The sequence below is a fragment of the Pseudomonas putida genome, from assembly GCF_050990305.1.
Classification (GTDB): Bacteria; Pseudomonadota; Gammaproteobacteria; order Pseudomonadales; family Pseudomonadaceae; genus Aquipseudomonas; species Aquipseudomonas putida_AH.
In genome coordinates, this window is record NZ_CP158817.1 from 5,687,040 (window position 1) to 5,712,331 (window position 25,292).

The window sequence follows — 25,292 nt, forward strand, 5'->3', positions numbered from 1 at the left end:
GATGAGCGCAGCGACCCCAAATCACGACCCGCATCGCACGCCGACAGCCCATACAAACAGCTTTGCAAGAGACTCACCCCACAAACGAAAAAGCCCCGTCGCAAGACAGGGCTTCTCCAGCATTCTCGCAATTAGGCTGCGACAACGCTCACGTAACGACGACCGAAGGCGCCTTTTACTTCGAACTTGATCACGCCTTCGACTTTAGCGAAGAGGGTGTGATCTTTACCCATGCCAACGCCGTAGCCAGCGTGGAATTGGGTGCCGCGCTGACGCACGATGATGTTGCCTGCTTTGATAGCCTGGCCGCCATACATCTTCACGCCAAGGCGTTTGGCTTCTGAGTCGCGACCGTTACGGGTACTACCACCAGCTTTTTTGTGTGCCATGAGTTCAATTCTCCTAGTGAGGAATTAGGCTGTAATTAAGCCTGAATACCGGTGATTTTGATCTCGGTGTACCACTGGCGGTGGCCCATACGCTTCATGTGGTGCTTACGGCGACGGAACTTGATGATGCGGACTTTATCGTGACGACCTTGGGAGATCACTTCAGCCACAACAGTAGCGCCAGCAACAACTGGAGCGCCGATGTTCACGTCGTCGCCATTGGCAACCAACAGAACGCGATCAAAGGTAACGGATTCGCCGGTAGCGACTTCCAGTTTTTCGATCTTCAGGTATTCACCCGGGGCGACCTTGTATTGCTTGCCGCCAGTAACGATTACTGCATAAGACATGGTATTTCTCCGATAATCCTGCTCACCCAGCTCTTTATAAGAAGAGGTATTGGCTGGCATGGCTGCATGGGGCTGGAAGGCCCGCTTGCAATTGCGTAAGGCAGGTGCTGCCCAGGAAGTTCAGGGTGCGCGATTGTACGCAAGGCACGAGCGCCTTGCAATAGGCCGTCCATCGCGCCTTGACAGGCCCGGACGTGGGTCCTAGCATGCCGCGCAACCCTTCTGGAGCGACTGTCGCTGATGCAACCCCAAGCTTTCTACCGCGCGGTGGCGGACGATTTTAGCGCCGTCGACGGCATCATCAAGAAGCAGCTGACTTCCCGAGTGCCGCTGGTATCGAAAATCGGCGATTACATTACCTCGGCCGGCGGCAAACGCCTTCGACCTTTATTAGTGTTGCTGTGTGGCAAGGCCCTGGGTCGCGAAGGCGATGACATGCGCCTGTTGGCCGCGACCATCGAATTCCTGCACACCGCGACCCTGCTGCATGACGACGTGGTCGACATGTCCGGCATGCGCCGTGGCCGCTCGACCGCCAACGCCATGTGGGGCAATGCCCCAAGCGTGCTGGTGGGCGACTTCCTGTATTCGCGTTCCTTCGAGATGATGGTCGAACTGGGCTCCATGCCGGTCATGAAGATTCTTTCGCAAGCCACACGCATCATCGCCGAAGGCGAAGTGCTGCAGCTGTCGAAGGTCCGTGACGCCAGCACCACCGAAGAAACCTACATGGAAGTCATCCGCGGCAAGACCGCGATGCTCTTCGAAGCCTCGACCCACAGCGCAGCGGCCTTGGCCGGTGCAACGCTTGAACAGAGCGAAGCGCTGCGCACCTTCGGCGATCACTTGGGCGTAGCCTTCCAACTGGTCGACGACTTGCTGGACTACAAGGGCGATGCCGAAACCCTGGGCAAGAACGTCGGTGACGATCTGGCTGAAGGCAAGCCAACCCTCCCGCTGATCTACACCATGCGCGAAGGTACGCCTGAGCAGGCAGCCTTGGTGCGCAAGGCGATCCAGAAAGGCGGCATCGAAGACCTGGAAAGCATCCGCGTAGCCGTGGAAGCCTCGGGTTCGCTGGAGTACACCGCGCAACTGGCCCGCGACTATGTAGCCCGTGCGATCAAGTGCCTCGATGCGCTGCCTGCCAGCGAGTATCGTGACGCACTGGTCGAGTTGAGCGAGTTTGCGGTCGCCCGAACGCACTGATCGCAAAGCAAGAGCAAAAGATCGCAGCCTTCGGCAGCTCCTACACACTCTGTAGGAGCTGCCGAAGGCTGCGATCTTTTGCTTTTGGCTCCACCCAGGAATAAAACCCTATATAATGTGCGCTTTTTAGCGATCCTGACTTCAAGGAGCCTTAGTGAGCACGTTGCCACCCTGCCCGAAATGCAATTCCGAATACACCTATGAAGACGGCGCCCAGCTGATCTGCCCCGAGTGCGCCCACGAATGGTCCGCCAACGGTGAAGCCGAAGCGGCATCCGATGATGCCGTGAAAAAGGATTCGGTTGGCAACGTCTTGCAGGACGGCGACACCATCACCGTGATCAAGGACCTCAAGGTCAAGGGCACGTCTCTGGTGGTCAAGGTCGGCACCAAGGTCAAAAATATCCGCCTGTGCGATGGCGATCACGACATTGACTGCAAGATCGACGGCATCGGCCCGATGAAGCTCAAGTCCGAGTTCGTCAGAAAAGTCTGATCCCGCTGCATTCCATCCCACGCCCGCCGTGGGGTGGCGCCCCCTCCTCCCGCATCACCCCACTCCTTCCTCGCAATAGCCAAACGCCATTCGTTTTGACCTGACGCAATCTTTACCCGGAAAAAATCGCAATCCGCCAATAGCCCCTTGCTATTTAATGAATAAGAATTATTCTCATTGAACCTCAATCAATGGAGATGAGACATGACTTATTTGATCGATGCCTGGCTGGATCGCCCACACCCTTACCTGAGGATTCTGCATCGGGAAACCGGGGAAGTCTGTGCGGTACTTGAAGAAGAAGCCTTGAACGAGCTGCAGGATCAAGGTGATCTGGATCTCGATGGCTTGAGCTCCAGTGAGCCGATGGTGCTCAAGGAAGTGGTGAGGAATCTGTTCCTGTTCTGCTATGCCCGGGCATTGCGCCCAACCGGTGAGCTACACAACAAGATTGAACTATGAAAGCCGCTGAAACCCATGTAGGAGCGAGGCTTGCCCGCGAAGCAGGCGACTCGGTTTACTTGAAACCGAGGTGACGCAATCGCGAGCAAGCTTCGCTCCTACAGGATCACGGTTTACAGAACGTCGAGCAGCTCGACGTCGAACACCAGTACGCTATGCGGCGGAATGCTGCCAACGCCTTGAGCGCCGTAAGCCAGTTCGCTCGGCACGTACAGGCGCCATTTGCTGCCGGCATTCATCAGTTGCAGGGCTTCGGTCCAGCCGGCGATCACGCCGCCAACCGGAAACTCTGCTGGCTGGCCGCGCTCGTAGGAGCTGTCGAACACGGTGCCGTCGATCAGGGTGCCGTGGTAGTGGGTACGCACGGTGTCTTCACGGGATGGCTTGGCGCCTTCACCGGCAGTCAGTACTTCGAACTGCAGGCCCGAAGCCAGGGTGGTGATGCCGTCACGCTTGGCGTTTTCAGCCAGGAAAGCCAGGCCTTCGCCTGCGGCCACTTCAGCCTTGGCTGCAGCTTCGGCTTGCATGATTTCGCGGATCACCTTGAAGCTGGCAGACATTTCTTCCTGACCAACACGGCTTGGCTTGCCGGCGAATGCGTCGGTCAGGCCTGCCAGGATCGCGTCCAGGCTGACGCCCGGTGGCGGGTTGTCGCGCAGTTGATCGCCCAGCTGACGGCCGATGCCGTAGCTGACGCGGGTTTCGTCGGTGGACAGATTTACTTCGGACATGACACTGCTCCGCTGTGCGGACGGCCCGCGAACTTGCCGTGCATGCACAGCGCGTCCCCGGAGCGCCCGGAACCAAAAAGGGTCAGCAGACTAGCACAGATGCCATCGTGATGATCAGGGCTGTCAGACCTGTCGTGCAGAGCGTTGGTCGATCGGCACCTTCAGGCTCTCGTCAATGTCACCGAGCCCGCACATCTCGTCATGCACCAGGTGATGCACAAGGTTGAAGTTCAACTTCGGAAAGGAGCGTAGAACATCACGGGCATGCTCCACCGAACGCAGGTGCATCATGTGACCGTGCCCATCGTTCAATGGATAGGCTGCGCCATGCATCCGCGCCTCCAGCAGGTAGATCCCGCCTTCCAGCGAAATCAGATTCAGCTCATCGACCTTTCCGGCGACGGCATAAGCATTCAGCTCTTGCAGGTTCATGAACGCACCTCAGCAGTGACGAATCATTACCATCACAGGGATATGCCTCGGCGCATCAAAGCACAAGCCAAAAACCATGCCGCTCGTCTGTTTTGACGAAATACTCTGTGGCGAGCGAGCTTGCTCGCGTTGGGCTGCGCAGCAGCCCCAGGAAGGCGGGATTCCGGCGGGAGCACGCTCCCTCGCCACAGGAAGCTCGTCAGGCCTCAGTGCTTGGTTACTTTATCCAGATAGCCCATGGCGAAGGCCGAGACCACGAACGTCATGTGAATGATCACATACCACTGCAGGTGTTCGGGATCGACATTCTTGGCATCCATGAAGATGCGCAGCAGGTGGATGGAAGAAATCGCCACAATCGAGGCAGCAACTTTCATCTTCAGCGAAGACGAGTCCATGGTGCCCAGCCAATTGAGCTTTTCCTTGGTGTCGTCGATGTCCAGCTGGGAAACGAAGTTTTCGTAACCGGAGATCATCACCATCACCAACAAACCACCCACCAGCGCCATGTCGATCAGCGACAGCAGCACCAGGATCAGGTCCGACTCGGCCATGGAAAAGACGTTGGGGATGACGTGGAAGACTTCCTGGAAGAATTTCAGCGCCAAGGCCAGCAGCCCAAGTGACAGCCCGAAGTAGATCGGTGCCAGCAGCCAGCGAGAGGCGTACATTGCGTTTTCGATAAAGCGTTCCATTGAATCTCACACGTGGTCTGAAAATGGCCGCGAGTATAACAGTCACCAGAAGCGACCATAAAACCGTCGGGAATCCGCGACTTGCCCGTGTGTATCAAAGTTTTTCTGCTAGTGTCCAAACCATTGACGGCTCAGTGATATCGGACAGGAAGACTGGAAATGGATGTGCGTTTGCCCTTGACCAGCGCCGGAATCTGCCTGGCTCTTTTGCTAAGTGCCTGCTCGCCAAGCGAGGAGAAGCATGAGGTCAGCCTTGAAGAAAAGACGGCGCAGTTCGAAAAATCGCTGGATGCCATTACCGACCCGAAACTCAAGGATGCCGTGGCCGAACTCGGCGGTTCGTTGTTGCTGCTTGAACGGGCACAGCTCAAGCTCAACAGCAAACCGGTGGTGACCGAATACGGGGAGGATGCCCTCGCCGTCCTCAAGCACTACCCCACACCGCAGGCGCTGGTCGACACCTACATCAACGGCCTGTTCGTGCTGCATAAAGAATCCAGTTCCGACTACCTGACCGACCTGCAGCCGGTTTTTCCTTTCAACTTCAGTATTCCGGCCGCTTTTCTTTTTCCCCATGGCCTGGAATGGCAGTCAGTGACCCTGAGTAACAAACGCGTCATTGCCTTCCAGCCGGAATGGTCGGAAACCGATCCCGGCATTCAACTGAGCCCATCGAGTTCCAACCTGAGCAACCCCGATGACCTGACCGTCACCTACCCGTTCATCGAAGGTCTCGATGTCGACATCAAGAACCAGCCACAGCCGGTCAGCCTGCAAGGCAAGGTGGAAGTCATTGCGCCGCGCCGGCTCTACAGCTTCAACTTGACGAAAAAGGATGTTGGCCAGGCCCGCACCAACGACAACCTCAGCGTCACGCTGCTGAAACTGGGCACCAACTACGCAGAAATCGAATTCAACAACAGCGCGCCACAAGCACCTGAGGTCAGTGAGACACCACTGAACCCGCTGATTGTCCAGGCCAAAGACGCCACCGGGCAATTCCTTACGCGCTCCGGCTCGATCAACGAAACTGCCGCGCAGATTTCCTTCTATCAGCGACAACTGGCAAAAATGCAGCAACAGAAAGCCTGGAACGAGGCGTTCGAAAAACAGCTCGATGAAGAACAGCGTACGTTCGAGAAACAGCAGACTCACCGTTATTCGAAGGTGTACTTCAATGGCCCTATCGAGACCCTCGAAGTCAGCCTGCTGGACTTTTCAGCTGTCACCGTGACCCACAAAGACCTGAACCTGCCGGTCCGTCGCTTTGACCGTCACACCACGCAGAAGACCATCCAGCCGCTGAACCTGCCGGTGTTGGTGTATGGCGACCAGGCGCCCATCTGGCTCAAGGGCGCGACGCTGACCGAAGAACAACTGAAAAAAAGCGTCACCATCAGTCAGTCGGTGGACGACCCGAGCGCGGCGCGAATCGAGTTCAACCATCTCAAAACCTTCAATGATGAGCTGCTCGGCACCGACTTCAATCCTGGCGAAAGCCCGGTGAGCTTTTTCACCGAGGACCGCAATGGCAAACGCGATGAACCGATCGAGTTGCCGCCAGAGGCGTATCAGGTCGATCCCCTGCGCGACATCATCACCTACGATTTGAACCTGTTTCCGGAAACACCCGCGTATGTGGTCGGCTCCATCCCGCTGTTTCTGGCCACGGTCGAAAAACAGAGCATTGACGCCCGCCAATTGCCCAAAGGCTTGGAACTCAAAGGCAATGCGCTGGTGGTGGATCAGAAAGTTTTTCCCGAACAGGACTGGCGGTTTTATGCCAAGGACGACAGCGGCAATTACCTCAAGGAAATTCTTGCGGTCAGCCATGACGCGAGTCCGGAAGGCCCGGCTCTATTTACCGTGCATTATTTCTACGGACAACCCACGCGCCTGGAAACTTATCAGCGAACTGACCTCGTCACCGTGCAATACGGCTACGAGGTCAAACTCGACAAAGTTGACACGACCAAACTGGCTCAATAGCGCGGTTCAATGCTCGGGCCGGTAATCGAAACCACCGACGCTACGGCAACGGCCCCCATTGATTTCCCGCAACTGGGCTTGCAGATGCAGGCACCAGATTTGTGGGTCATCGGCCAATTCGTAGCCATGCAAGGTCAGGCTTTCAACGATGGTGTCGAGTATCGATTCAGCCGCGAACGGACCAGGAAATGGGCCTTGAGCCTTGATGGCTGAAGGTTGTTCGCCAGCCATTCCGGCAGCAAACAATAGAGTCCACATGCCCGTATCACCGGCCAATGGCTTGATGGAGCATTCGATACGGGTCACGAGACCCAGACATTGACGGGTGAGGCAGAGGTTGCGCGACATGGCGGCGACCCTCGGTAGATCCGGTATTCAGCCTTCACGAGAAGGCTGTTTCGATCCAGTGATTACTGTCCATATCCCTGAGCAGATAATAGAAGAAAAGTTTGACGGGTACGCCAGACGAAACCAGAAGGCGCCGAATGGTCATTGTGTGAATTTTGACGTCAGCGTGATGGCACTTTTGAGCCAGATACAAACCAAAAACTGTAGGAGCGAAGCTTGCTCGCGAAGGCGGCGTGTCAGGCGAAAAGGATGTCGACTGGCACTACGTCATCGCGAGCAAGCTTCGCTCCTACAGGGTTGATGGCATGTCAGGCCGGCTTGGCTTCCGCCAATGCTTCGACCGCCAACTCTTTCTCGGCTTCTTTCAAGTCGTCCTCGCTGATCATTTCAGCGATGACCCGCAGACGCTCCACCACCCGCGCATTGACGCTTCCTTCAGGAAACTCGCCATTCTCATCCGGTTCGCCCGCCGGCTCGCCCACTAGCAGGCTCAGCGCCTCGTCAGCCTGGCGCACCGCGTAGACATGGAACTGCCCCGCACGTACCGCCGCCAGCACTTTCTCGTCGAGCATCAGCGTGGCCACGTTGGCGTGCGGAATGATGGCGCCCTGCTCCCCTGTCAGCCCGCGGGCCTCGCAGAGGCGGAAGAAGCCTTCGATCTTCTCGTTGACCCCGCCCACCGCCTGCACTTCGCCGAACTGGTTGATCGAACCAGTGATGGCAAAGCACTGCTTGAGCGGGGTTTTCGACAGAGCCGAAATCAAGGTGCACGCCTCGCCCAGGGACGCACTGTCGCCGTCCACATATCCGTAGGACTGCTCCAGGGCGATACTCGCCGAAATCGCCAACGGGAATTCCTGGGCGTAACGGCTGCCCAGATACCCGGTGAGAATCATCACACCCTTGGAGTGGATCGGCTGACCGAGGTTGACCTCGCGCTCGATGTCGACGATGCCGCTGCCACCCGGGTACACCGTGGCGGAAATCCGCGCGGGTATACCGAAGGCCGAATCGCCGACTTCCAGCACCGTCAAACCGTTGCACTTGCCGACGGCAGCGCCATCGGTATCGATCAGAATGATCCCCGCCAACATGTCATCGAGAATCCGCGCCGACACGCGACCGGTGCGGGTGGCCTTGGCCTTGAGCGCTCGTTCGATGTGGCCGGCATCGGTCATTTCATCCCCGGCAAGATGACGAATGAAATCCGCTTCGCTGACCAACTGGAACAGGTCACCGATCCGCGCCGACAAACGCCCCTGATGCTCGGCCAGGCGCGCGCTGTAGGTCGCCAGACGTGCCACCGCATCAGCGGTCAGCGGTGCCATACCCTCCTCGGAAGTACGGGTTTTGAGCAACTGGGCGAATTGCTCCAGGCTTTCGTCGACCATCGGGATGTCTTCATCGAAATCCACCAGGACGCGGAACATCTCCTGGAAGTCCGGATCGAGGTCCTGCAGCGTGTAATAGAGCTGACGCGCACCGATGATGACGACTTTGACCTGCAGCGGAATGTGCTGCGGCGTCAGGGTAACGGTGGCAAAACGGCCCATCTCACTGAGCGGCGACTCCATCTTCAACTTGCGTGATTGCAGGGCACGTTTCAGCGCGTCCCACACGAACGGCTCGCTGAGCATTTTCTCCGCTTCAAGGATCAGGAAACCGCCATTGGCGCGGTGCAGAGCCCCCGGTCGCAGTTGCCGATACGTCGTGTACAGAGCGCCCTGATCGGTGCTGTATTCGATACGCCCAAAGAGGTTTTCGTAGGTCGGATGCGGCTCGAACACCACGGGCGCACCGCCGCTGGCCGAATGACCGACCACCAGGCTCGGGGCGTATTGCTCTTCCAGCAGCTTGCGGGCGACGGCGTCGGTCTTGCTGTCATCCACCAGTTGCTCGACCACGGTTTTGAGCAGGTACACCTGCATGGCTTGCAGGTAACCGCAGACCGCCGCGTTCTCGGCATATTTCTCCGACAACGGCGACAGCAATGGCTGCAGGGCCAGGGTGATGGTTTCTTCGTTGAGGTGACGTAGCTGGTTGCTCGACTCGCGCTTCCATTGCGGCAGGCTGGCGAGCTCTTCGTTCAACCGTTCTTCGAGGGCCGAGATGTCTTCGTGGAAACGCTCGCGCTCGGCTTCCGGCAATTGGGCGAACTCCGCCTCGTCCAGCGCCTTGCCTTCAAGCATCGGCGTAAAGGCGATGTTGCTGCTGTCGCGATAGAGCGCGACATCTTTCTCCAGCGCCAGGCGCTCGATCACGTCCAGCGCCTTGTCGTAGCGCTGATTGAACGCACGATCGATGGCACTTTTTTTCTGCTGATAGGACGGGTGTTCGAACACCGCTGGAAAGGTGGCCAGCAGGTTGTCGATCAGGCCGTTGATGTCACCGATAAAGGCACCGGCTGTGCCCGATGGCAATTCCAGTGCACGCGGCTCGCGCGGTTCATCGAAATTATTGACGTAGACCCAGTCCGCCGGGGTCTGCAGGCGCTTGCCTTCGGCCTTCAGGTAGCGTTTGACGAACGAAAACCGGCCGGTGCCGGGCTCACCCATGACGAATACGTTGTAACCGGGGCGCGGCATGGCCACACCGAACTGCAAGGCTTCGACCGCGCGTTCCTGGCCAAGCACACCGCGAAAGGGCTCCAGATCATTGGTGGTAGAGAAGCTGAACTGTTCAGCGGAAAACGGACGGGTCAGCGCTTCAGGCGCTAGACGCAAGCTGGCAGCAACAGGATCAGGCATCGGGCTTCCTTACATCAGGCGGGGCAGATAGCGGCATTCTGGCGCTGCCCATGCCTGACTGGCAAGGAGCGCCTCAGGCCAAAGCATAGACAAGTCGAAACCCCGGCGCAGAGCGGCGCCAAATCACTGTTTTTAGCCAATATTTCGCAAAAAATCACGGAACCCCGTGATCGTGCCTAAACTCCAAGTTGCGCGGCTGGACTAATAACCGGCCTTACTGGCGCCGTCGGGTATCAGGCCGGGCCAGCTCCCTTGTCTATTGGTATGCACACAAAGAGAACAAAGCTATGAAACGGATTCTTCTCGGTACTCTCTTCACCGCTGTATCCATCAACGCCATGGCTCAGTCGCCAGGCGGCCCGGATTGCGGTTGGGGCAACATGCTGTTCGAAGGTCAGCGTGGTACTCCGGCTCACATCCTGGCATCCACCACCAACGGCACTTCCGGTAACGCAACCTTCGGCATGACGTCCGGCACCAACGGTTGCTCCACCAACGCGTCGCTGACCTATGGCGGCAAATCCTGGTTTGCCATGAATGGCATGATGAACGAGCTGTCCGAAGACATGGCCAAAGGTCAGGGCGAAACGTTGACCACTTATGCCGTGGTACTGGGCGTGGCACCGGAAGACCGTGCGTACTTCGCCGCCGTCACTCATGAGCACTTCCAGCAGATCTTCAGCAAGGCTGACGTGACCGCCGAAGATGTGCACACCAACACCCTGGCCGTTCTGAAGAACGATCCTCGTCTGGCCAAGTACGCCACCCAGGCTTAAGCTCGACCCGCCCCGCTTCTTTTGGGAAGCGGGTTTATTTTTTGGACCCGCCCAACGCCAATCACCTGTAGGAGCTGTCGAGTGAAACGAGGCTGCGATCTTTGATTTTGAAGATCAAAAGATCGCAGCCTCGTTTCACTCGACAGCTCCTACAAGAGAGCGAAATTAACCGTTTTGGGTCTCTGTTTTTTCCTGTTTAAGTTGCTGACTATGCTCAAACGCCTTGCCTGGCTGGCGCTCTGTGTCTGCGCCCCGCTGTCCGCCGCGCCCCACATCGACCCTCAACGTTTGCAGCAACTGGCCAACGACCCTTTTTGGATTTCCCTGGGCCATTACGAAACCGCCAAGCTCGGCGGCTGGCGCAGCTATGTCAGCGACAAGAAGTTCTTCCTCGCCGCCGACGGCAACGAACACCCCGACCATGAACTGGCGGCCACCGTGCAGGCGCTGTACGCGCCGGCCAACGCTGGCGAGCAACATGCGCAATGCGTTTACCCGGCCCGTACCCGCTGGCTGAAAGCACAGCTCAACCTGACCGATCTGCCGACGGTTGACTGCGCCGAATTCAAGCAGTGGTTCAAGGATGTCTCGCCCCACAGTGCGGTGATGATTTTCCCGGCAGCCTACCTCAATAGTCCGTCCTCCATGTTCGGCCACACCCTGCTACGTATCGATCAGGCGGATGTGCAAAGCGACAAGACTTCGCTGCTCAGTTACGCGATCAACTTCGGCGCTTACATCGAAGGCTCGGACAACAGCATCCTCTACGCCTGGAAAGGCCTGATGGGCGGTTATCCCGGCCTGTTTGCACTGGTGCCTTACCAGGAAAAACTCTCCGAATACCGCAGCCTGGAAAACCGCGACCTGTGGGAGTACCGCTTGAACCTGACCCAGGCGGAGACCGAACGCATGGTCGAGCACGTCTGGGAGCTGAAGCAGATTCAGTTCGACTATTTCTTCTTTGACGAAAACTGCTCCTATCGTTTGCTGGAACTGCTGCAAGTGGCGCGTCCAAGCCTGCGCCTGACCGAGCAATTCCCAATCACGGCCATCCCGACCGACACGGTCAAAGCCGTGAAAGATGCCGGGTTGGTGGAGTCCATTCAGTACCGTCCTTCCCGCGAGCGCGAACTGCTCAGCCGTGCCGAGCCATTGACCGACGACGAACAGCAGTGGGTGCTGAAAGTCAGCGCAGACCAGAAACAACTGCAAGCCCCGGCATTCAAGGCTCAACCCCGAGACCGCCAGGCGCTGATCATCGATGCCGCCTATCGCCTGGAGCGCTACCGCGCCAACGGTCAGGAGCGCGACCCCGAACGCGCGCAGCGCAGCTTCGAACTGCTGCGGGCGATCAACCAGAACCCGGCGCCGGAGCTGGACATCCCGCAGCCTGGGCTGCCCGAGGACGGTCATGAGTCGCGCACCTGGCAGGCCGGGCTGGGCACCCGAGGCGACCGAGCCTTTGGCGAATATGGCCTGCGCATGGCTTATCACGATCTCAACGACAATGCCGAAAGCTTCCCCCTCGGCGCGCAGATCGAAATCCTGCAACTTAAATTGCGTCAATACGAAGGCAATGACTGGCAGGTGCAGCAACTGGATCTGGCGACCATTCGCTCCCTGACACCGCGCAATGAGCTGCTGCAGCCACTGTCATGGCAAGTCACTGGCGGCCTGGAGCGGGTGCCGGGCAAGCATGACGACGAGAACCTGGTCAGCCACGTCAATGGCGGTGGCGGCGGAACCTGGCAACTGGGCGACGACCTGCTGGGTTTCGCTCTTGGCACCGTGCGTGTGGAACACAACAATGATTTCGCCGGCTTTATCGCCCCGGCGGCGGGCTTCAATACCGGCCTGCTGTGGAAAAACCCACTTGGCAACTTCAGCCTGGAAACCAAGGGGGACTTCTTCACCAACGGCGAAGTGCGTCGTAGCCTGAGCCTGAATCAGCAATGGGAGCTGTCGCGCAATCTCGGACTGCGCTTGAGTGCCCAGCGCGAATTCAGCCACCTGGCCTCACCCGAGAATGAAGTGATGCTTGAGGTGAAGTGGTATCACTACTAAAAAGATCGCAGCCTTCGGCAGCTCCTACAGGGGTCGCGTACGCATGTAGGAGCTGCCGAAGGCTGCGATCTTTTGATCTTTCCTTCACACCCAGCTGACGCTCCCACCTCTAGACTTCCCATATCGGCCGTTGGACGGCCCGGGAGTCCAGGATGTGGCGTTGTGCAGGTGTTGTTGGTTTGTTGCTATTGATCGCAGGTTGCCAGTCAACCCACGAGGACTTGATCGCCAAGGGTTATCCACCGGCGTTCGCCGATGGTTTCGATGATGGGTGCAGCAGTGGCCGGCAAGCCGCCGGGGCCATTACTGGTGAGTTTCGCAAAAATGTCCCGCGTTATTTGAAAGACTCGAATTACGCCGAAGGCTGGAGCGATGGCTTTCGTCAGTGTCAGGCCATGCGCGAAAGCCAGGACCGCGAGGACTATCACAGCAACCATTGGGACGAGCGCGACAAAGCCTGGCAACAACAAAAGGATCAGGACACCGCCCGGGCTTATCGCTCGCAATAGGTCGCGGATAGACATCCACCCTGTAGGAGCAAAGCTTGCTCGCGATAGGATCAATGCGGTACATCTTGGTGACTGCGCCGACGCCATCGCGAGCAAGCTCTGCTCCTACAAGCCTGCAACCATGGCCCAAATCCAATAACGGGAGCACACCATGAGCCGCGCCTTCGTCAATGAAGATAATGCCGCCGCCCAAGCCGACCAGCCGGTCGAAAGGCAGGTCAGTGCGCAACCCAACTACGTCACGCCTGCAGGCCTTGCCCAGTTGCAGGACAAGGTCGCCGAGTTGCAGTCCCTGCACAGCGAACAATCGGCGCTCGGCGACCAGGCGGACAAACAATTGATGGCTAACCTTGAGCGCGATCTGCGCTACTTCCATCAACGCCTGCAAAGTGCCCAGGTGGTGCCGCCCGCGGCCTCAACCCGCAAAGTCCAGATCGGCAGTTGGGTCACCTATGCCGATGAGCACAATACCGAGCGCCGCGTGCAACTGGTCGGCGAAGATCAGGCCGATGCCGCCAGGGGCCTGATCAACTGGGGATCGCCCTTGGGTCGGGCGTTGCTCGGGGCGCAACTCGGTGACGAGGTGCTGTGGCAACGCCCGGCCGGCGATCAGCGGATCGAGATCATCTGCATCGAACCGGCTTAAACCACGCCCTGGGCCAGCATGGCATCGGCGACTTTGACGAAGCCGGCAATGTTCGCGCCTTTGACGTAATTGACCTGACCGTTCTCTTCACCATAATGCACGCAAGCGTGGTGGATCGACTGCATGATCGCGTGCAGCTTGCTGTCCACTTCACCGCCGGTCCACAGCAGGCGCATGGCGTTCTGCGACATTTCCAGACCGCTCACCGCAACCCCGCCGGCGTTGGACGCCTTGCCCGGTGCGAACAGGATGTTGGCTTCGATAAACAGGTCCACGGCGTCCAGGGTGGTCGGCATGTTCGCGCCTTCTGCCACACAGATGCAGCCGTTGCGCAGCAATGCGCGAGCGGCATCGGCATCCAGTTCGTTTTGCGTGGCGCACGGCAGTGCGATGTCGCAGCTCAGGTTCCACGGATGCTGTCCGGCAAGGAACTCCAGACCAAAACGACCGGCCAGCTCGCTGATACGGCCGCGCTGAACGTTTTTCAGCTCCAGCAACGCTTGCCACTGTGCCTCGGTCAAACCGCTTTCGCAGTACAGCGTGCCTTCGGAGTCCGACAGCGAAATCACTTTGCCGCCCAGGTCCATGACCTTGCGGGCCGCGTATTGCGCGACGTTGCCGGAGCCGGAAATCGCTACGCGCTTGCCTTCGACCGACAAACCGCGACGCTTGAGCATTTCCTCGGCGAAGTACACGCAACCGAAACCGGTGGCCTCCGGGCGAATCAGGCTGCCGCCGTAGCTCGGCCCCTTGCCGGTCAACACGCTGGTGAACTGGTTGCTCAGGCGCTTGTATTGGCCGAACAGGAAACCGATCTCGCGGGCGCCAACGCCGATATCACCGGCCGGCACGTCAACGTCGGCACCGATGTGACGGTACAGCTCGCTCATGAAGGCCTGGCAGAAGCGCATGACTTCCGCATCGCTCTTGCCCTTCGGATCGAAGTCCGAACCGCCCTTGCCGCCACCCATGGGCAGCGAAGTGAGGGAGTTTTTGAAGGTCTGCTCGAAAGCGAGGAACTTCAACACGCCCAGATTCACCGAAGGGTGGAAACGCAGGCCGCCCTTGTACGGACCGATGGCGCTGTTCATCTGCACGCGGAAACCGCGATTGACTTGCACTTTGCCGTGATCGTCGACCCAGGAAACCCGAAACACCACCGCCCGCTCCGGCTCGCAGATACGCTCCAGAATTCCCGAGGTCAGGTAGTGTGGATTGGTTTCGAGAAAGGGCCACAGGCTACGCAGGACCTCTTCCACGGCCTGGTGGAACTCAGGCTGATCCGGGTCGCGTTTTTTCAGACGGGCAAGGAAGGAGTCGACGGATTCGATCATGGAAAAGTCTCGGCAAATTTATTGTCGTTGGAGTAAATGGAGCCGGACTGTAACAAACGATTCACGCACAAGAACAGCGCAGAATGTCGCCTTTATGAAATTAAATGGTGCAAAGGATATAAATTAATCCTGTTTTACGGGTATTTGCGCACCTAAAAAGGGATTCACACATCAGATTTTGCACCACCAGTGACTCCCTCTTCGCGAGCAAGCTCTGCTCCTACAAGTTGATCGCGTACTCCTGTAGGAGCGAAGCTTGCTCGCGAAGGATTCACATCGGCACCACTGAAAAAACTCAAAAAAAAACGGAGCCCGAAGGCTCCGTTCTTTCATGCAACCAACCCGAAATCAGGCCAGTTTCTTGTGCCGTACACGGTGCGGCTGGGCAGCCGCTTCGCCGAGGCGCTTTTTGCGGTCGGCTTCGTATTCGGTGTAGTTGCCTTCGAAGAACACTGCTTGCGAATCGTCTTCGTACGCCAGGATGTGAGTCGCCACGCGGTCAAGGAACCACCGATCGTGAGAGATCACAATGGCGGCGCCTGGGAAGTCCAGCAGGGCTTCTTCCAGGGAACGCAGGGTTTCAACGTCGAGGTCGTTGGACGGTTCGTCGAGCAGCAGGACGTTGCCGCCCTCTTTCAGCGTCAGGGCCAGGTGCAGACGACCGCGCTCACCACCGGACAGGTCCTTGACGAACTTCTGCTGATCGCCGCCCTTGAAGTTGAAGCGACCGACGTAGGTACGCGACGGGATCTCGTAGTTGCCGATGCGGATCTGGTCGGAACCGTCGGAGATTTGCTGGAACACGGTCTTGCTGCCGTCCAGGTCTTCGCGGCTCTGATCCACGCAAGCCAGTTGCACGGTTTCGCCGATTTCGATGGAGCCCGAATCCGGAGTTTCCTTGCCCATCAGCATGCGGAACAAGGTCGACTTACCGGCACCGTTACCACCGATAACGCCGACGATGGCGCCTTTAGGCATGGAGAACGACAGGTTGTCGATCAGCACGCGATCGCCATAGCCCTTGGTGACGTTTTTGAACTCGATGACCTTGTCGCCCAGGCGCGGGCCGGCCGGGATGTAGATCTCGTTGGTTTCGCTGCGCTTCTGGAATTCCTGCGATTGCATTTCTTCGAAGCGTTGCAGACGAGCCTTGGATTTCGACTGGCGGGCCTTGGCGCCTTTGCGCACCCACTCCAGTTCTTCCTTCATGGCTTTTTCGTGAGCCGACTGCTGCTTGGACTCCTGGGCCAGACGATCGGACTTGGCCTCTAGCCAACCCGAGTAGTTGCCCTCGTAAGGAATGCCCGCGCCGCGGTCGAGTTCCAGAATCCAGCCTGCGACGTTGTCCAAGAAGTAACGGTCGTGCGTGATCGCAACCACGGTGCCCGGGAAATCGTGCAGGAAATGCTCCAGCCAGGCGACGGAATCGGCATCCAGGTGGTTGGTTGGTTCATCGAGCAGCAACATGTCAGGGGCCGACAGCAGCAGGCGGCACAGGGCCACACGACGCTTCTCACCACCGGACAGGTGTTCAACCTTGGCATCCCAGGCCGGCAGACGCAGCGCATCGGCGGCGACTTCCAGTTGGCGCTCCAGGTTGTGACCGTCGCTGGCCTGCAGGATGGCTTCGAGCTTGGCCTGTTCGGCTGCCAACTTGTCGAAGTCGGCATCCGGATCGGCGTAGGCGGCATAGACCTCGTCCAGGCGAGCTTGCGCGTCCTTGATCACGCTGACCGCTTCCTCGACCACTTCACGCACGGTCTTGGTCGGATCCAGTTGTGGTTCCTGCGGCAGATAACCGATGTTCAGCTCCGGCATCGGACGAGCTTCACCCTCAAACTCGGTGTCGACGCCCGCCATGATTTTCAGCAGCGTGGACTTACCCGAACCGTTGAGGCCGAGTACGCCGATCTTGGCGCCAGGAAAGAACGACAGGGAGATGTTTTTCAGGATTTCCCGCTTCGGCGGCACAACTTTGCCCAGCCGATGCATGGTGAATACGTATTGAGCCATGGAGAACCTTGGGTCAGTGACTGATGAATGATTAGGGCACAGGCGATGCCTGGCCAGGCTGTGCGCGACGTCCGATTGAAGCTTTCAATATGTGCGCGCTGAAAAAGCCTGATTCTAGGAGCTGGAACGCTCCCGCGTAACCGGCAAAGCTACCTTAATGACAGATGGCCGTCCAGCCGAGCGGGACTGGCACTTTGCCACAACTCAAGGCATGCTAGCCGCCCTTCGGGCGTCCGGCTTATAGTGCACGTCGCGCCAGTCCAGCCAAACCGCAGGATTAAAGTTTGTCCAACGTTCCTCCGTCCCTGACCACCAGCGCCCCCACAGCAGCGCCCGGTTCGCCCCTGCGCGGAACCCTCAAAGGCGCGTTGGCGATGTTGGTGCTTTTGCTGCTTGCACTGCTGTTCTGGCAACTGCTGGACCAGCTACGCGAAACCCGAAAAATCCAGCGTCAATACACCATCGACTACACCGCCGACCTGGCCTCGCAAGTCAGCCTGAACATGGCGCTCAACGCACAGATCGCCCTCAACCTGCTACCGATCGTCGAGCAGCCGCAAAGTACCGACGAGCTGCAGGAGCTGCTGCGCAAGCTGCAAAAGTCATTGCCTGATTTGACCAGTCTTGCCCTGCTCAGCCCGTCCGGAACAATCCTCGCGGACAGCGCGACCAACAGCGAAGACGCCGACTATCTGAGTGAACTGGTGCGCCGAAGTCGTGCCCAGCCTCACTACTTCAGCAATGCCATTGATGGCTCGGTGGTTCACCTGCTCTTGCATCAGGCCAGCGGCAGCACCCGGGGCTATTGGGCCTTGCGCCTGAAACCGATGTTCTTTTCGTCACTGACCAACCTGAACGAGCCCGATGGCCGTCCGCAATGGCTGGTGGAAAATCGCTTCAACCACCAGATCATCAGCCGCGATGTGGCACTGCCGTTGGTCAACCCGGGCACGCTGACCCAGGACGATCTGACGAACAGTGTGCTGACCGTTCCACTGAGCGGCAGCGACTGGCAGTTGCGCGGGCTGTTCGATCGACAGCGGGTGCTCGAAGAGCTGCTGCCAGCGTTCATCGGCAAATGCCTGCTGTGCCTGGCCCTTTCCATATTGCCGTTTATCGTGCTGCTGAACATGCGGCGGCGTCAGCGCCAGTTGCATGAAGGTCGCCGGCGCTATCAGGACATTTTCGAAGGCACTGGCGTCGCACTGTGCGTACTCGATATGTCCAGTCTCGCCAACACCCTCGACAAGGCCCGATTGCAGAACACAGAACAATTGCAGGCGTGGCTGGATAACCCGGAACAACGCCGCCAATTGTTGCAGGTACTGCGTATTACCGAGGTCAATCAGATGGCCCTGCAACTGCTGAACGTCGGCGGTTGCGCGCAAGCCTGGGACCTGCTGATCAACAGCAACCCACTCGATGGCAGCGCCATCGGCAATCAAGTGCTCGAAGCGGTTCTCAATCAGCAACCGCAACTTGAGTTGGAAATCAAACGCCGGGACGCCAATGGCCGCGACCAGCACCTGTGGCTGGTGTTGCGCCTGCCGCAAAGCCCTGAAGACTATAAAGCGGTGATCCTGAGCATCACCGATATCACCAGCCGCAAGTTGATCGAGTTGTCATTGCAGGAGCGCGAAGGCTTCTGGTCCGATGTGGTGCGCACCGTGCCCGATCACCTGTATGTGCAGGACGTGATCAGCCAACGCATGATCTTCAGCAACCACCATCTGGGCCAGACCCTGGGCTACAACCGCACCGAACTACAGCAGATGGGCGAGTACTTCTGGGAAATACTTCTACATCCCGACGATGCCGACTACTACCACCGCTCGCGCCAGATCCAGCGCCAAGGTGGCTACAGCCAATTGATGCAATGCCAGTTGCGCTTCCGGCACCGGGACGGTGAATGGCGTCGTTTCGACATTCGCGAACAGGCCCTGGCGCGGGACGAACACGATCAAGTGACCCGCATCATTGGCGTGGCCAAGGACGTCACCGAGCAGATCGAAGCCAGCGAGTCCTTGCGTGACAGTGAACAGCGCTACCGTATGCTCGCCGAAAGTATCAGTGACGTGATTTTCTCCACCGACAACCGCATGACGCTCAATTACGTCAGCCCATCGGTACAACTCGTGCTGGGTTACGACGCCGAATGGATTTTCCAGAACGGCTGGCAATCGACCATCGCCAACCCGCAGCAATTGACCGGCATCTACAGCCTGATGGAGCGGGTCAACAAAGCGCTTGATCGACCCGAACAACTGGCCCTGTTGCGCAGCCAGGTGCAGACTCAATTATTCCTGTTCGACTGCCTGCGGGCCGACGGGCGCAAGATTCCCATCGAGTTGCGGCTGGTACTGGTCTGGGACGAGCATGGCACCTTCGAAGGCGTGCTCGGGGTCGGTCGCGACATCAGCCAGCAACGCCGCGCCGAAAAAGACCTGCGCATGGCCGCCACGGTATTTGAACACTCGACCTCGGCGATCCTGATCACCGACCCGGCCGGCTACATTGTCCAGGCCAACGAAGCCTTCAGCCGCGTCAGCGGTTATGCGGTGGAACAGGTCCTCGACCAGTTGCCGAACATGCTGACCGTCGACGAGCAGCAAGAAGCCCATCTGCGCTATGTGCTCAAACAGCTGAGCCAGAACAGTACCTGGGAAGGCGAAGTCTGGCTCAAGCGGCGCAATGGCGAGCATTACCCTGCCTGGGTCGGCATTACCGCGGTGCTGGACGATGAAGGCGATTTGGCCAGTTACGTCTGCTTCTTCAGCGACATCAGCGAACGCAAGGCCAGTGAGCAGCGCATTCACCGCCTCGCCTATTACGACGCCCTGACTCACCTGCCCAACCGCACACTGTTCCAGGATCGCCTGCACACCGCCTTGCAAGCGGCCGAGCGGCAGAAATCCTGGGTGGTGCTGATGTTCCTCGACCTCGACCGTTTCAAGCCGATCAACGACTCCCTGGGCCACGCCGCCGGCGACCGCATGCTCAAGGAAATGGCTACGCGCCTGCTCGGTTGCGTCGACGATGACGACACTGTGGCGCGCATGGGCGGCGATGAGTTCACTTTGCTCCTGCAACCGCGGGCCAACCGTGAAATCGCCTTGACCCGCGCGATTCATGTGGCGGAACAGATCCTCGCCAGCCTGGTGAAACCCTTCGTGCTCGAGGGCCGCGAGTTCTTCGTCACCGCCAGTATCGGCATCGCCCTGAGCCCGCAGGATGGTAACGAGCTCAGCCAATTGATGAAGAACGCCGACACCGCGATGTACCACGCCAAAGAGCGCGGCAAGAACAACTTCCAGTTCTATCAGGCGGACATGAACGCCAGCGCCCTGGAGCGCCTGGAACTGGAAAGCGACTTGCGCCATGCCCTGGAACAGAATGAGTTCGTGCTGTTTTACCAGCCGCAATTCAGTGGCGACGGCAAACGTTTGACCGGTGCCGAAGCCCTGCTGCGCTGGCGCCATCCGCGCCGTGGCCTCGTTCCGCCAGGTGATTTCATTCCGGTGCTTGAAGAGTTGGGTCTGGTGGTGGATGTGGGCGACTGGGTGATCAGCGAGGCTTGCCGTCAGCTCAAGGCCTGGCATCAGGCCAAGGTGCGGGTGCCAAAGGTGTCGGTGAACATTTCGGCACGGCAGTTCTCCGATGGCCAACTCGGCACGCGGATCGCCACCACTCTTAAGGACACAGGCCTGCCGCCGGCGTGCCTGGAGTTGGAACTGACCGAAAGTATCCTCATGCGCGAAGTCAGCGAGGCCATGCAGATTCTCGACGGCCTGAAAAACCTCGGCCTGAGCATCGCCGTCGACGACTTCGGCACCGGTTACTCATCGCTCAACTACCTCAAGCAGTTCCCGATCGATGTGCTCAAAATCGACCGCACCTTCGTCGACGGCCTGCCATCGGGCGAACAAGATGCGCAGATCGCCCGCGCGATCATCGCCATGGCCCACAGCCTCAACCTGGCGGTGATCGCCGAGGGCGTGGAAACCCACGAGCAGCTTGATTTCCTCAGGGAGCACGGTTGCGATGAAGTCCAGGGTTACCTGTTCGGCCGCCCGATGCCGGCGGACATGTTCGCCGTGCAGTTCAGCAATGATGCGCTCTTCGTCTTCGACTGAAGCTTCGCGCAAACGCTGAAAAGATCGCAGCCTGCGGCAGCTCCTACCTGTAAATGCATCCCTCTGTAGGAGCTGCCGCAGGCTGCGATCTTTTGACTTTGAGGTCATGAACACCACTTGTCCGCGACATGATGTCCTTTCATATGCCTTCCAAAACTCGTTGGGGTAGAATGCCCCCCTTTTCCGCCCCCGATCCTTGAGGACCGCCATGTTCAGCCGTGATTTGACTATTGCCAAGTACGACGCCGATCTCTTTGCCGCCATGGAGCAAGAAGCTCAGCGCCAGGAAGAGCACATTGAGCTGATCGCTTCGGAAAACTACACCAGCCCTGCGGTGATGGAAGCTCAAGGCTCGGTACTGACCAACAAGTACGCCGAAGGCTACCCAGGCAAGCGCTACTACGGCGGTTGCGAGTACGTCGACATCGTCGAGCAGCTTGCAATTGATCGAGCCAAGGAACTGTTCGGTGCCGACTACGCCAACGTCCAGCCGCACGCTGGCTCGCAAGCCAACAGCGCCGTCTACCTGGCCCTGCTGTCGGCCGGTGACACCATCCTGGGCATGAGCCTGGCCCACGGCGGTCACCTGACCCACGGCGCCAGCGTTTCGTCTTCGGGCAAGCTCTACAACGCCATCCAGTACGGCATCGACGCCAATGGCCTGATCGACTACGACGAAGTCGAGCGCCTGGCGGTCGAGCACAAGCCAAAAATGATCGTGGCCGGTTTCTCTGCCTACTCGCAGATCCTGGACTTCCCGCGTTTCCGCGCCATCGCTGACAAAGTCGGCGCTTACCTGTTCGTTGATATGGCCCACGTGGCCGGTCTGGTCGCCGCTGGCGTCTACCCGAACCCAGTGCCATTCGCTGACGTCGTGACCACCACCACCCACAAGACCCTGCGCGGTCCACGTGGCGGCCTGATCCTGGCTCGCGCCAACGCCGACATCGAGAAGAAACTGAACTCCGCGGTATTCCCTGGCGCCCAGGGCGGCCCGCTGGAGCACGTGATCGCTGCCAAGGCGATCTGCTTCAAGGAAGCACTGCAGCCTGAGTTCAAGGCCTACCAGCAACAAGTGGTGAAAAACGCCCAGGCCATGGCCAGCGTGTTCATCGAGCGCGGTTTCGACGTGGTGTCCGGTGGTACTCAGAACCACCTGTTCCTGCTGTCGCTGATCAAGCAGGAGATCTCCGGTAAAGACGCTGACGCCGCGCTGGGCAAAGCGTTCATCACCGTGAACAAGAACTCCGTGCCAAACGATCCACGCTCCCCGTTCGTCACCTCCGGCCTGCGCTTCGGCACTCCGGCTGTGACCACTCGCGGCTTCAAAGAAGCCGAGTGCAAGGAACTGGCCGGCTGGATCTGCGACATCCTGGCTGACCTGAACAACGAAGCGGTCATCGACGCCGTACGTGAGAAGGTGAAGGCCATCTGCAAGAAGCTGCCGGTGTACGGCGCTTGATTGTAGATCGTGATTAAAAAAACCCGGCCTTGGCCGGGTTTTTTATACCCGTGTTTTTTTCGAATAAACTCAGTCGCTCTGCCAGACACTAAAATAGCGAACCGAAACAGCCCGTCACAATAACCAAACCACCCGTCCACACCCTCAAGGTAAAGTTCATGAACTAACACTTTATGGAGTTATTTATGAGCACGGACCAGCAGCGTTCATTTACAGCCAGACTGACCATCGACCACCATCAACTCAACTTCCTTAACATCCTTCACGGCAAGCCTGTCATCATTAACGACACCGTATTCAGCGGTGGCTTCTTCACGGGCGCGGTACAAAGCCGAGACCATTCAAACCTATTAAGCTTTCGCCCAGACTGCCATGAAAAAGTTGCACCCCTGAACATTTACTTCAGATGCAGCGATGATTATTACGTGATGTATGTTCACTCACCTGCGGTCTATCGTTGGAACTGCATCGATACGAATCCAAAGCGCATACTTGGAGCCTTTCCGGCCGCCGGAAGCCAAACGGCCTCCTTCAACCTGTTCGACCGAAACGGTCGAGTCGTCACGCTGGATGATCTGTATGGACCCGTTCACACCCTCTGGCTAAAAGCCCGAAATGCGGGAAAGCTTGGTGGAATGAAAGTGCGTGGATCACCGCATATTTATCTTGCCGACGCCGGCGATGACGGACTTCCTTTCAAGCTGAACATCCTCAAAAGAAACGTACCCTTTTAAATCCGAACGCCCAATACCTATTACCCCAAAATACTCAAACACAAGGATGAGTTATCATGAGTACCAATCAAGAAAAATCGTTTACAGCCACACTAACCACTTCAGCAGGACACTTACATCTCCCTTACTTAACCAATAACCGAAAAATACTCGCCCCGAAAACCGGATACGATCCCTTTTCATTCGAATCACAAAGAGAAATATCAAACTACCTGTGCGTCTCAAATAACGCACCCGCCTCACAACTAACTTTCTACTTCCGCTGCATCGATGATTATTATTCGATTTACGTTATGACCAATAGAACCTACCACAACCGAGCCTTGAGCAATGAAGATGAAGACTTCATCAGTGCTCACCCCTACGATGACGACCAGACCACCTACAACCTGCTCAGCGGCGGAAAAATCGTGACCATGGATCAACTGCAAGGCGATTCGATGACACTAAGGATCCAGACACGAGGAGGCCGTACGCTGCATGTAAAACCTTTCCTTTACAAAAACAAACCACACCAAAGGACACAGGAACAGGCCGGTCAGGCTGTCTGCACCGGAAAAAAAGGCGGGGTCCCCTTGGATTTCAGATTGAATATCCTGCAACGCAACATCCTGCTATGACGCTGCCCCCGCAAGCGTCATCCTTCAAATCGGCATCGGTCATTTGTTAATCATCATCGGATCGCCAGCCAGCCTATGCTGTGGTGGCGATCCGAGCCTTACTCAGCCGCCACCCGCGCGAACCCCTCGCGAATTGTTTCCTCCGGCAAGTCATCAGCAATGAACACAATCACGCTCTCACGGGCTTCATCCTCCGCCCACTCCGTGTCCCAGTCGAAACCGTAAAGCTTCAGAACACCCTGAAACACCATGCGTCGTGGCTCCCCAAGGATGTTCAACACCCCCTTGTAGCGCAGCAACTGCTTGCCATGGTCTTCCAGCAAGTCATTCATGAATTCGCTGAGCTTGTCGATATCCAGCGGTTTGTCGGTGCGCAACACCAGGCTGGAGATGCGGTCGATGGATGGGGCATTCGTCACCGGGCGTAAACTCACGCCACCACCGAGGTCGGCATTGAGGTTGAAACCACGCACATCGAGCAGCTCCGCCAAGTCAATCTTGCCGTGGTCGACCACGCGAATCGGAGCACGACGATTGATGCGGGTCAGACGCTCACTTAACGCGTCGAATGCGGGCTCATCCACCAGATCCCGCTTGCTGACCAGCAGGCGGTCGGCAAAACCGACCTGCGCTTGAGCGATGGTTTGGGTCAGGTGCTGATCAGCGTGCGCCGCATCGACCAGAGTGATGATCCCGTCAAGGATGTAACGCTCACGCAGTTCTTCGTCGATGAAGAACGTCTGCGCCACCGGTGCGGGATCAGCCAGCCCGGTGCATTCGATCACCAGACGGTCGAAGACGATTTCACCGCTGTCCAGGCGTTCGAGCAGCAAGTAAAGCGCCTTGGTCAGGTCGGTGTGAATGGTGCAGCAGACGCAGCCGTTGGACAGCGTCATCACTTGCACCGGCTCATCACCCAGCAGTTGGGTGTCGATACCGGCGTCACTGAATTCGTTCTCGATCACGGCGATTTTCAGGCCGTGCTCGGCTTTGAGCAGATGGCGCAGCAGCGTGGTTTTGCCGGCGCCGAGGAAGCCGCTGAGGATCGTGACTGGAATGGGGGAGGACAAATGCAAGTCTCCTGATTTCACAAAAATAGAGAGCAACACAAATTAAATGTGGGAGCGGGCTTGCTCGCGAAAGCAGTATGTCA

At 58.1% G+C, this 25,292-nt stretch carries 22 protein-coding genes; 12 read left to right on the forward strand and 10 right to left on the reverse strand.

Annotated elements, in window-relative coordinates; all coding sequences use genetic code 11:
• Window positions 1–131: 131 nt before the first annotated feature.
• Together rpmA and rplU are read right to left on the reverse strand one after the other, a co-directional pair.
• Window positions 132–389 (reverse strand): 50S ribosomal protein L27, encoded by a 258-nt coding sequence (gene rpmA, locus ABTV22_RS25840; protein ID WP_003281574.1) that lies wholly within the window; start codon window positions 387–389, stop codon window positions 132–134.
• Between the two features lie 35 nt (window positions 390–424).
• A complete protein-coding gene (gene rplU / locus ABTV22_RS25845) occupies window positions 425–739 on the reverse strand; it encodes a 50S ribosomal protein L21 (protein WP_007950961.1) in 315 nt (104 codons plus the stop codon).
• A 240-nt stretch (window positions 740–979) separates the two neighbouring features.
• On the opposite strand from rplU, the gene ABTV22_RS25850 reads away from it, so the two are divergent.
• From ABTV22_RS25850 to ABTV22_RS25860, 3 genes are all read left to right on the forward strand, one after another.
• Window positions 980–1,948 carry a polyprenyl synthetase family protein gene (locus ABTV22_RS25850; protein WP_433737202.1) on the forward strand — a complete coding sequence of 323 codons (969 nt, stop codon included), beginning with the start codon at window positions 980–982 and terminating at the stop codon, window positions 1,946–1,948.
• A gap of 154 nt (window positions 1,949–2,102) precedes the next feature.
• The gene (locus ABTV22_RS25855; RefSeq protein WP_008022504.1) at window positions 2,103–2,444 is read left to right on the forward strand and encodes a zinc ribbon domain-containing protein YjdM; all 342 of its coding nucleotides are present in this window, start codon (window positions 2,103–2,105) and stop codon (window positions 2,442–2,444) included.
• Window positions 2,445–2,648: 204 nt separating this feature from the next.
• Window positions 2,649–2,906 (forward strand): PA4570 family protein, encoded by a 258-nt coding sequence (locus tag ABTV22_RS25860; protein WP_433737203.1) that lies wholly within the window; start codon window positions 2,649–2,651, stop codon window positions 2,904–2,906.
• A 113-nt stretch (window positions 2,907–3,019) separates the two neighbouring features.
• Here the strand turns inward: ABTV22_RS25860 and ABTV22_RS25865 are convergent, their stop codons facing one another.
• The 3 genes from ABTV22_RS25865 to ABTV22_RS25875 form a co-directional block, all read right to left on the reverse strand.
• Complete coding sequence (locus ABTV22_RS25865; protein ID WP_433737204.1) at window positions 3,020–3,637, reverse strand: FKBP-type peptidyl-prolyl cis-trans isomerase; 618 nt, start codon at window positions 3,635–3,637, stop codon at window positions 3,020–3,022.
• A gap of 123 nt (window positions 3,638–3,760) precedes the next feature.
• The gene (locus ABTV22_RS25870; RefSeq protein ID WP_433737205.1) at window positions 3,761–4,069 is read right to left on the reverse strand and encodes a DUF6482 family protein; all 309 of its coding nucleotides are present in this window, start codon (window positions 4,067–4,069) and stop codon (window positions 3,761–3,763) included.
• A gap of 206 nt (window positions 4,070–4,275) precedes the next feature.
• Entirely contained in the window at window positions 4,276–4,764 is a 489-nt protein-coding gene (locus ABTV22_RS25875) for a TIGR00645 family protein (RefSeq protein WP_433737206.1), read from the reverse strand.
• 159 nt (window positions 4,765–4,923) lie between these two features.
• Here ABTV22_RS25875 and ABTV22_RS25880 point away from each other — a divergent pair, with 159 nt between their 5' ends.
• On the forward strand, window positions 4,924–6,753 hold the full coding sequence (locus ABTV22_RS25880; RefSeq protein WP_433737207.1) for a hypothetical protein: 1,830 nt from the start codon (window positions 4,924–4,926) through the stop codon (window positions 6,751–6,753).
• Between the two features lie 6 nt (window positions 6,754–6,759).
• Here the strand turns inward: ABTV22_RS25880 and ABTV22_RS25885 are convergent, their stop codons facing one another.
• The gene (locus tag ABTV22_RS25885) at window positions 6,760–7,101 is read right to left on the reverse strand and encodes a hypothetical protein (RefSeq protein ID WP_433737208.1); all 342 of its coding nucleotides are present in this window, start codon (window positions 7,099–7,101) and stop codon (window positions 6,760–6,762) included.
• Window positions 7,102–7,409: 308 nt separating this feature from the next.
• Window positions 7,410–9,848, reverse strand: a complete 2,439-nt coding sequence (locus ABTV22_RS25890; RefSeq protein WP_433737209.1) for a Lon protease family protein — start codon at window positions 9,846–9,848, stop codon at window positions 7,410–7,412.
• Between the two features lie 287 nt (window positions 9,849–10,135).
• Between ABTV22_RS25890 and ABTV22_RS25895 the strand changes: the two genes are divergently transcribed.
• From ABTV22_RS25895 to ABTV22_RS25910, 4 genes are all read left to right on the forward strand, one after another.
• A complete protein-coding gene (locus ABTV22_RS25895) occupies window positions 10,136–10,624 on the forward strand; it encodes a DUF3015 domain-containing protein (protein ID WP_433737210.1) in 489 nt (162 codons plus the stop codon).
• 210 nt (window positions 10,625–10,834) lie between these two features.
• Complete coding sequence (locus ABTV22_RS25900) at window positions 10,835–12,688, forward strand: Lnb N-terminal periplasmic domain-containing protein (RefSeq protein ID WP_433737211.1); 1,854 nt, start codon at window positions 10,835–10,837, stop codon at window positions 12,686–12,688.
• Window positions 12,689–12,840: 152 nt separating this feature from the next.
• Window positions 12,841–13,197 carry a hypothetical protein gene (locus ABTV22_RS25905; RefSeq protein WP_433737212.1) on the forward strand — a complete coding sequence of 119 codons (357 nt, stop codon included), beginning with the start codon at window positions 12,841–12,843 and terminating at the stop codon, window positions 13,195–13,197.
• Between the two features lie 151 nt (window positions 13,198–13,348).
• Window positions 13,349–13,843 carry a GreA/GreB family elongation factor gene (locus ABTV22_RS25910; protein WP_433737213.1) on the forward strand — a complete coding sequence of 165 codons (495 nt, stop codon included), beginning with the start codon at window positions 13,349–13,351 and terminating at the stop codon, window positions 13,841–13,843.
• On the opposite strand, the gene gdhA is transcribed toward ABTV22_RS25910, so the two are convergent.
• Entirely contained in the window at window positions 13,840–15,177 is a 1,338-nt protein-coding gene (gene gdhA, locus ABTV22_RS25915) for an NADP-specific glutamate dehydrogenase (RefSeq protein WP_433737214.1), read from the reverse strand. The two genes, ABTV22_RS25910 and gdhA, sit on opposite strands and share 4 nt — an antisense overlap.
• Before the next feature lie 348 nt (window positions 15,178–15,525).
• Window positions 15,526–17,190 (reverse strand): energy-dependent translational throttle protein EttA, encoded by a 1,665-nt coding sequence (gene ettA, locus ABTV22_RS25920; protein WP_007950976.1) that lies wholly within the window; start codon window positions 17,188–17,190, stop codon window positions 15,526–15,528.
• Between the two features lie 374 nt (window positions 17,191–17,564).
• Between ettA and ABTV22_RS25925 the strand changes: the two genes are divergently transcribed.
• From ABTV22_RS25925 to ABTV22_RS25940, 4 genes are all read left to right on the forward strand, one after another.
• Window positions 17,565–21,323, forward strand: a complete 3,759-nt coding sequence (locus ABTV22_RS25925) for a sensor domain-containing protein (protein WP_433741517.1) — start codon at window positions 17,565–17,567, stop codon at window positions 21,321–21,323.
• A gap of 208 nt (window positions 21,324–21,531) precedes the next feature.
• Window positions 21,532–22,785 carry a serine hydroxymethyltransferase gene (glyA, locus tag ABTV22_RS25930; protein ID WP_007970889.1) on the forward strand — a complete coding sequence of 418 codons (1,254 nt, stop codon included), beginning with the start codon at window positions 21,532–21,534 and terminating at the stop codon, window positions 22,783–22,785.
• Between the two features lie 185 nt (window positions 22,786–22,970).
• Window positions 22,971–23,519 carry a hypothetical protein gene (locus ABTV22_RS25935; RefSeq protein WP_433737215.1) on the forward strand — a complete coding sequence of 183 codons (549 nt, stop codon included), beginning with the start codon at window positions 22,971–22,973 and terminating at the stop codon, window positions 23,517–23,519.
• 56 nt (window positions 23,520–23,575) lie between these two features.
• Window positions 23,576–24,139, forward strand: coding sequence for a hypothetical protein (locus tag ABTV22_RS25940; RefSeq protein ID WP_433737216.1), 564 nt, complete (start codon window positions 23,576–23,578; stop codon window positions 24,137–24,139).
• Window positions 24,140–24,237: 98 nt separating this feature from the next.
• Here ABTV22_RS25940 and yjiA read toward each other — a convergent pair whose 3' ends face one another.
• Entirely contained in the window at window positions 24,238–25,209 is a 972-nt protein-coding gene (gene yjiA / locus ABTV22_RS25945) for a GTPase (RefSeq protein ID WP_433737217.1), read from the reverse strand.
• Between the last annotated feature and the right edge of the window lie 83 nt (window positions 25,210–25,292).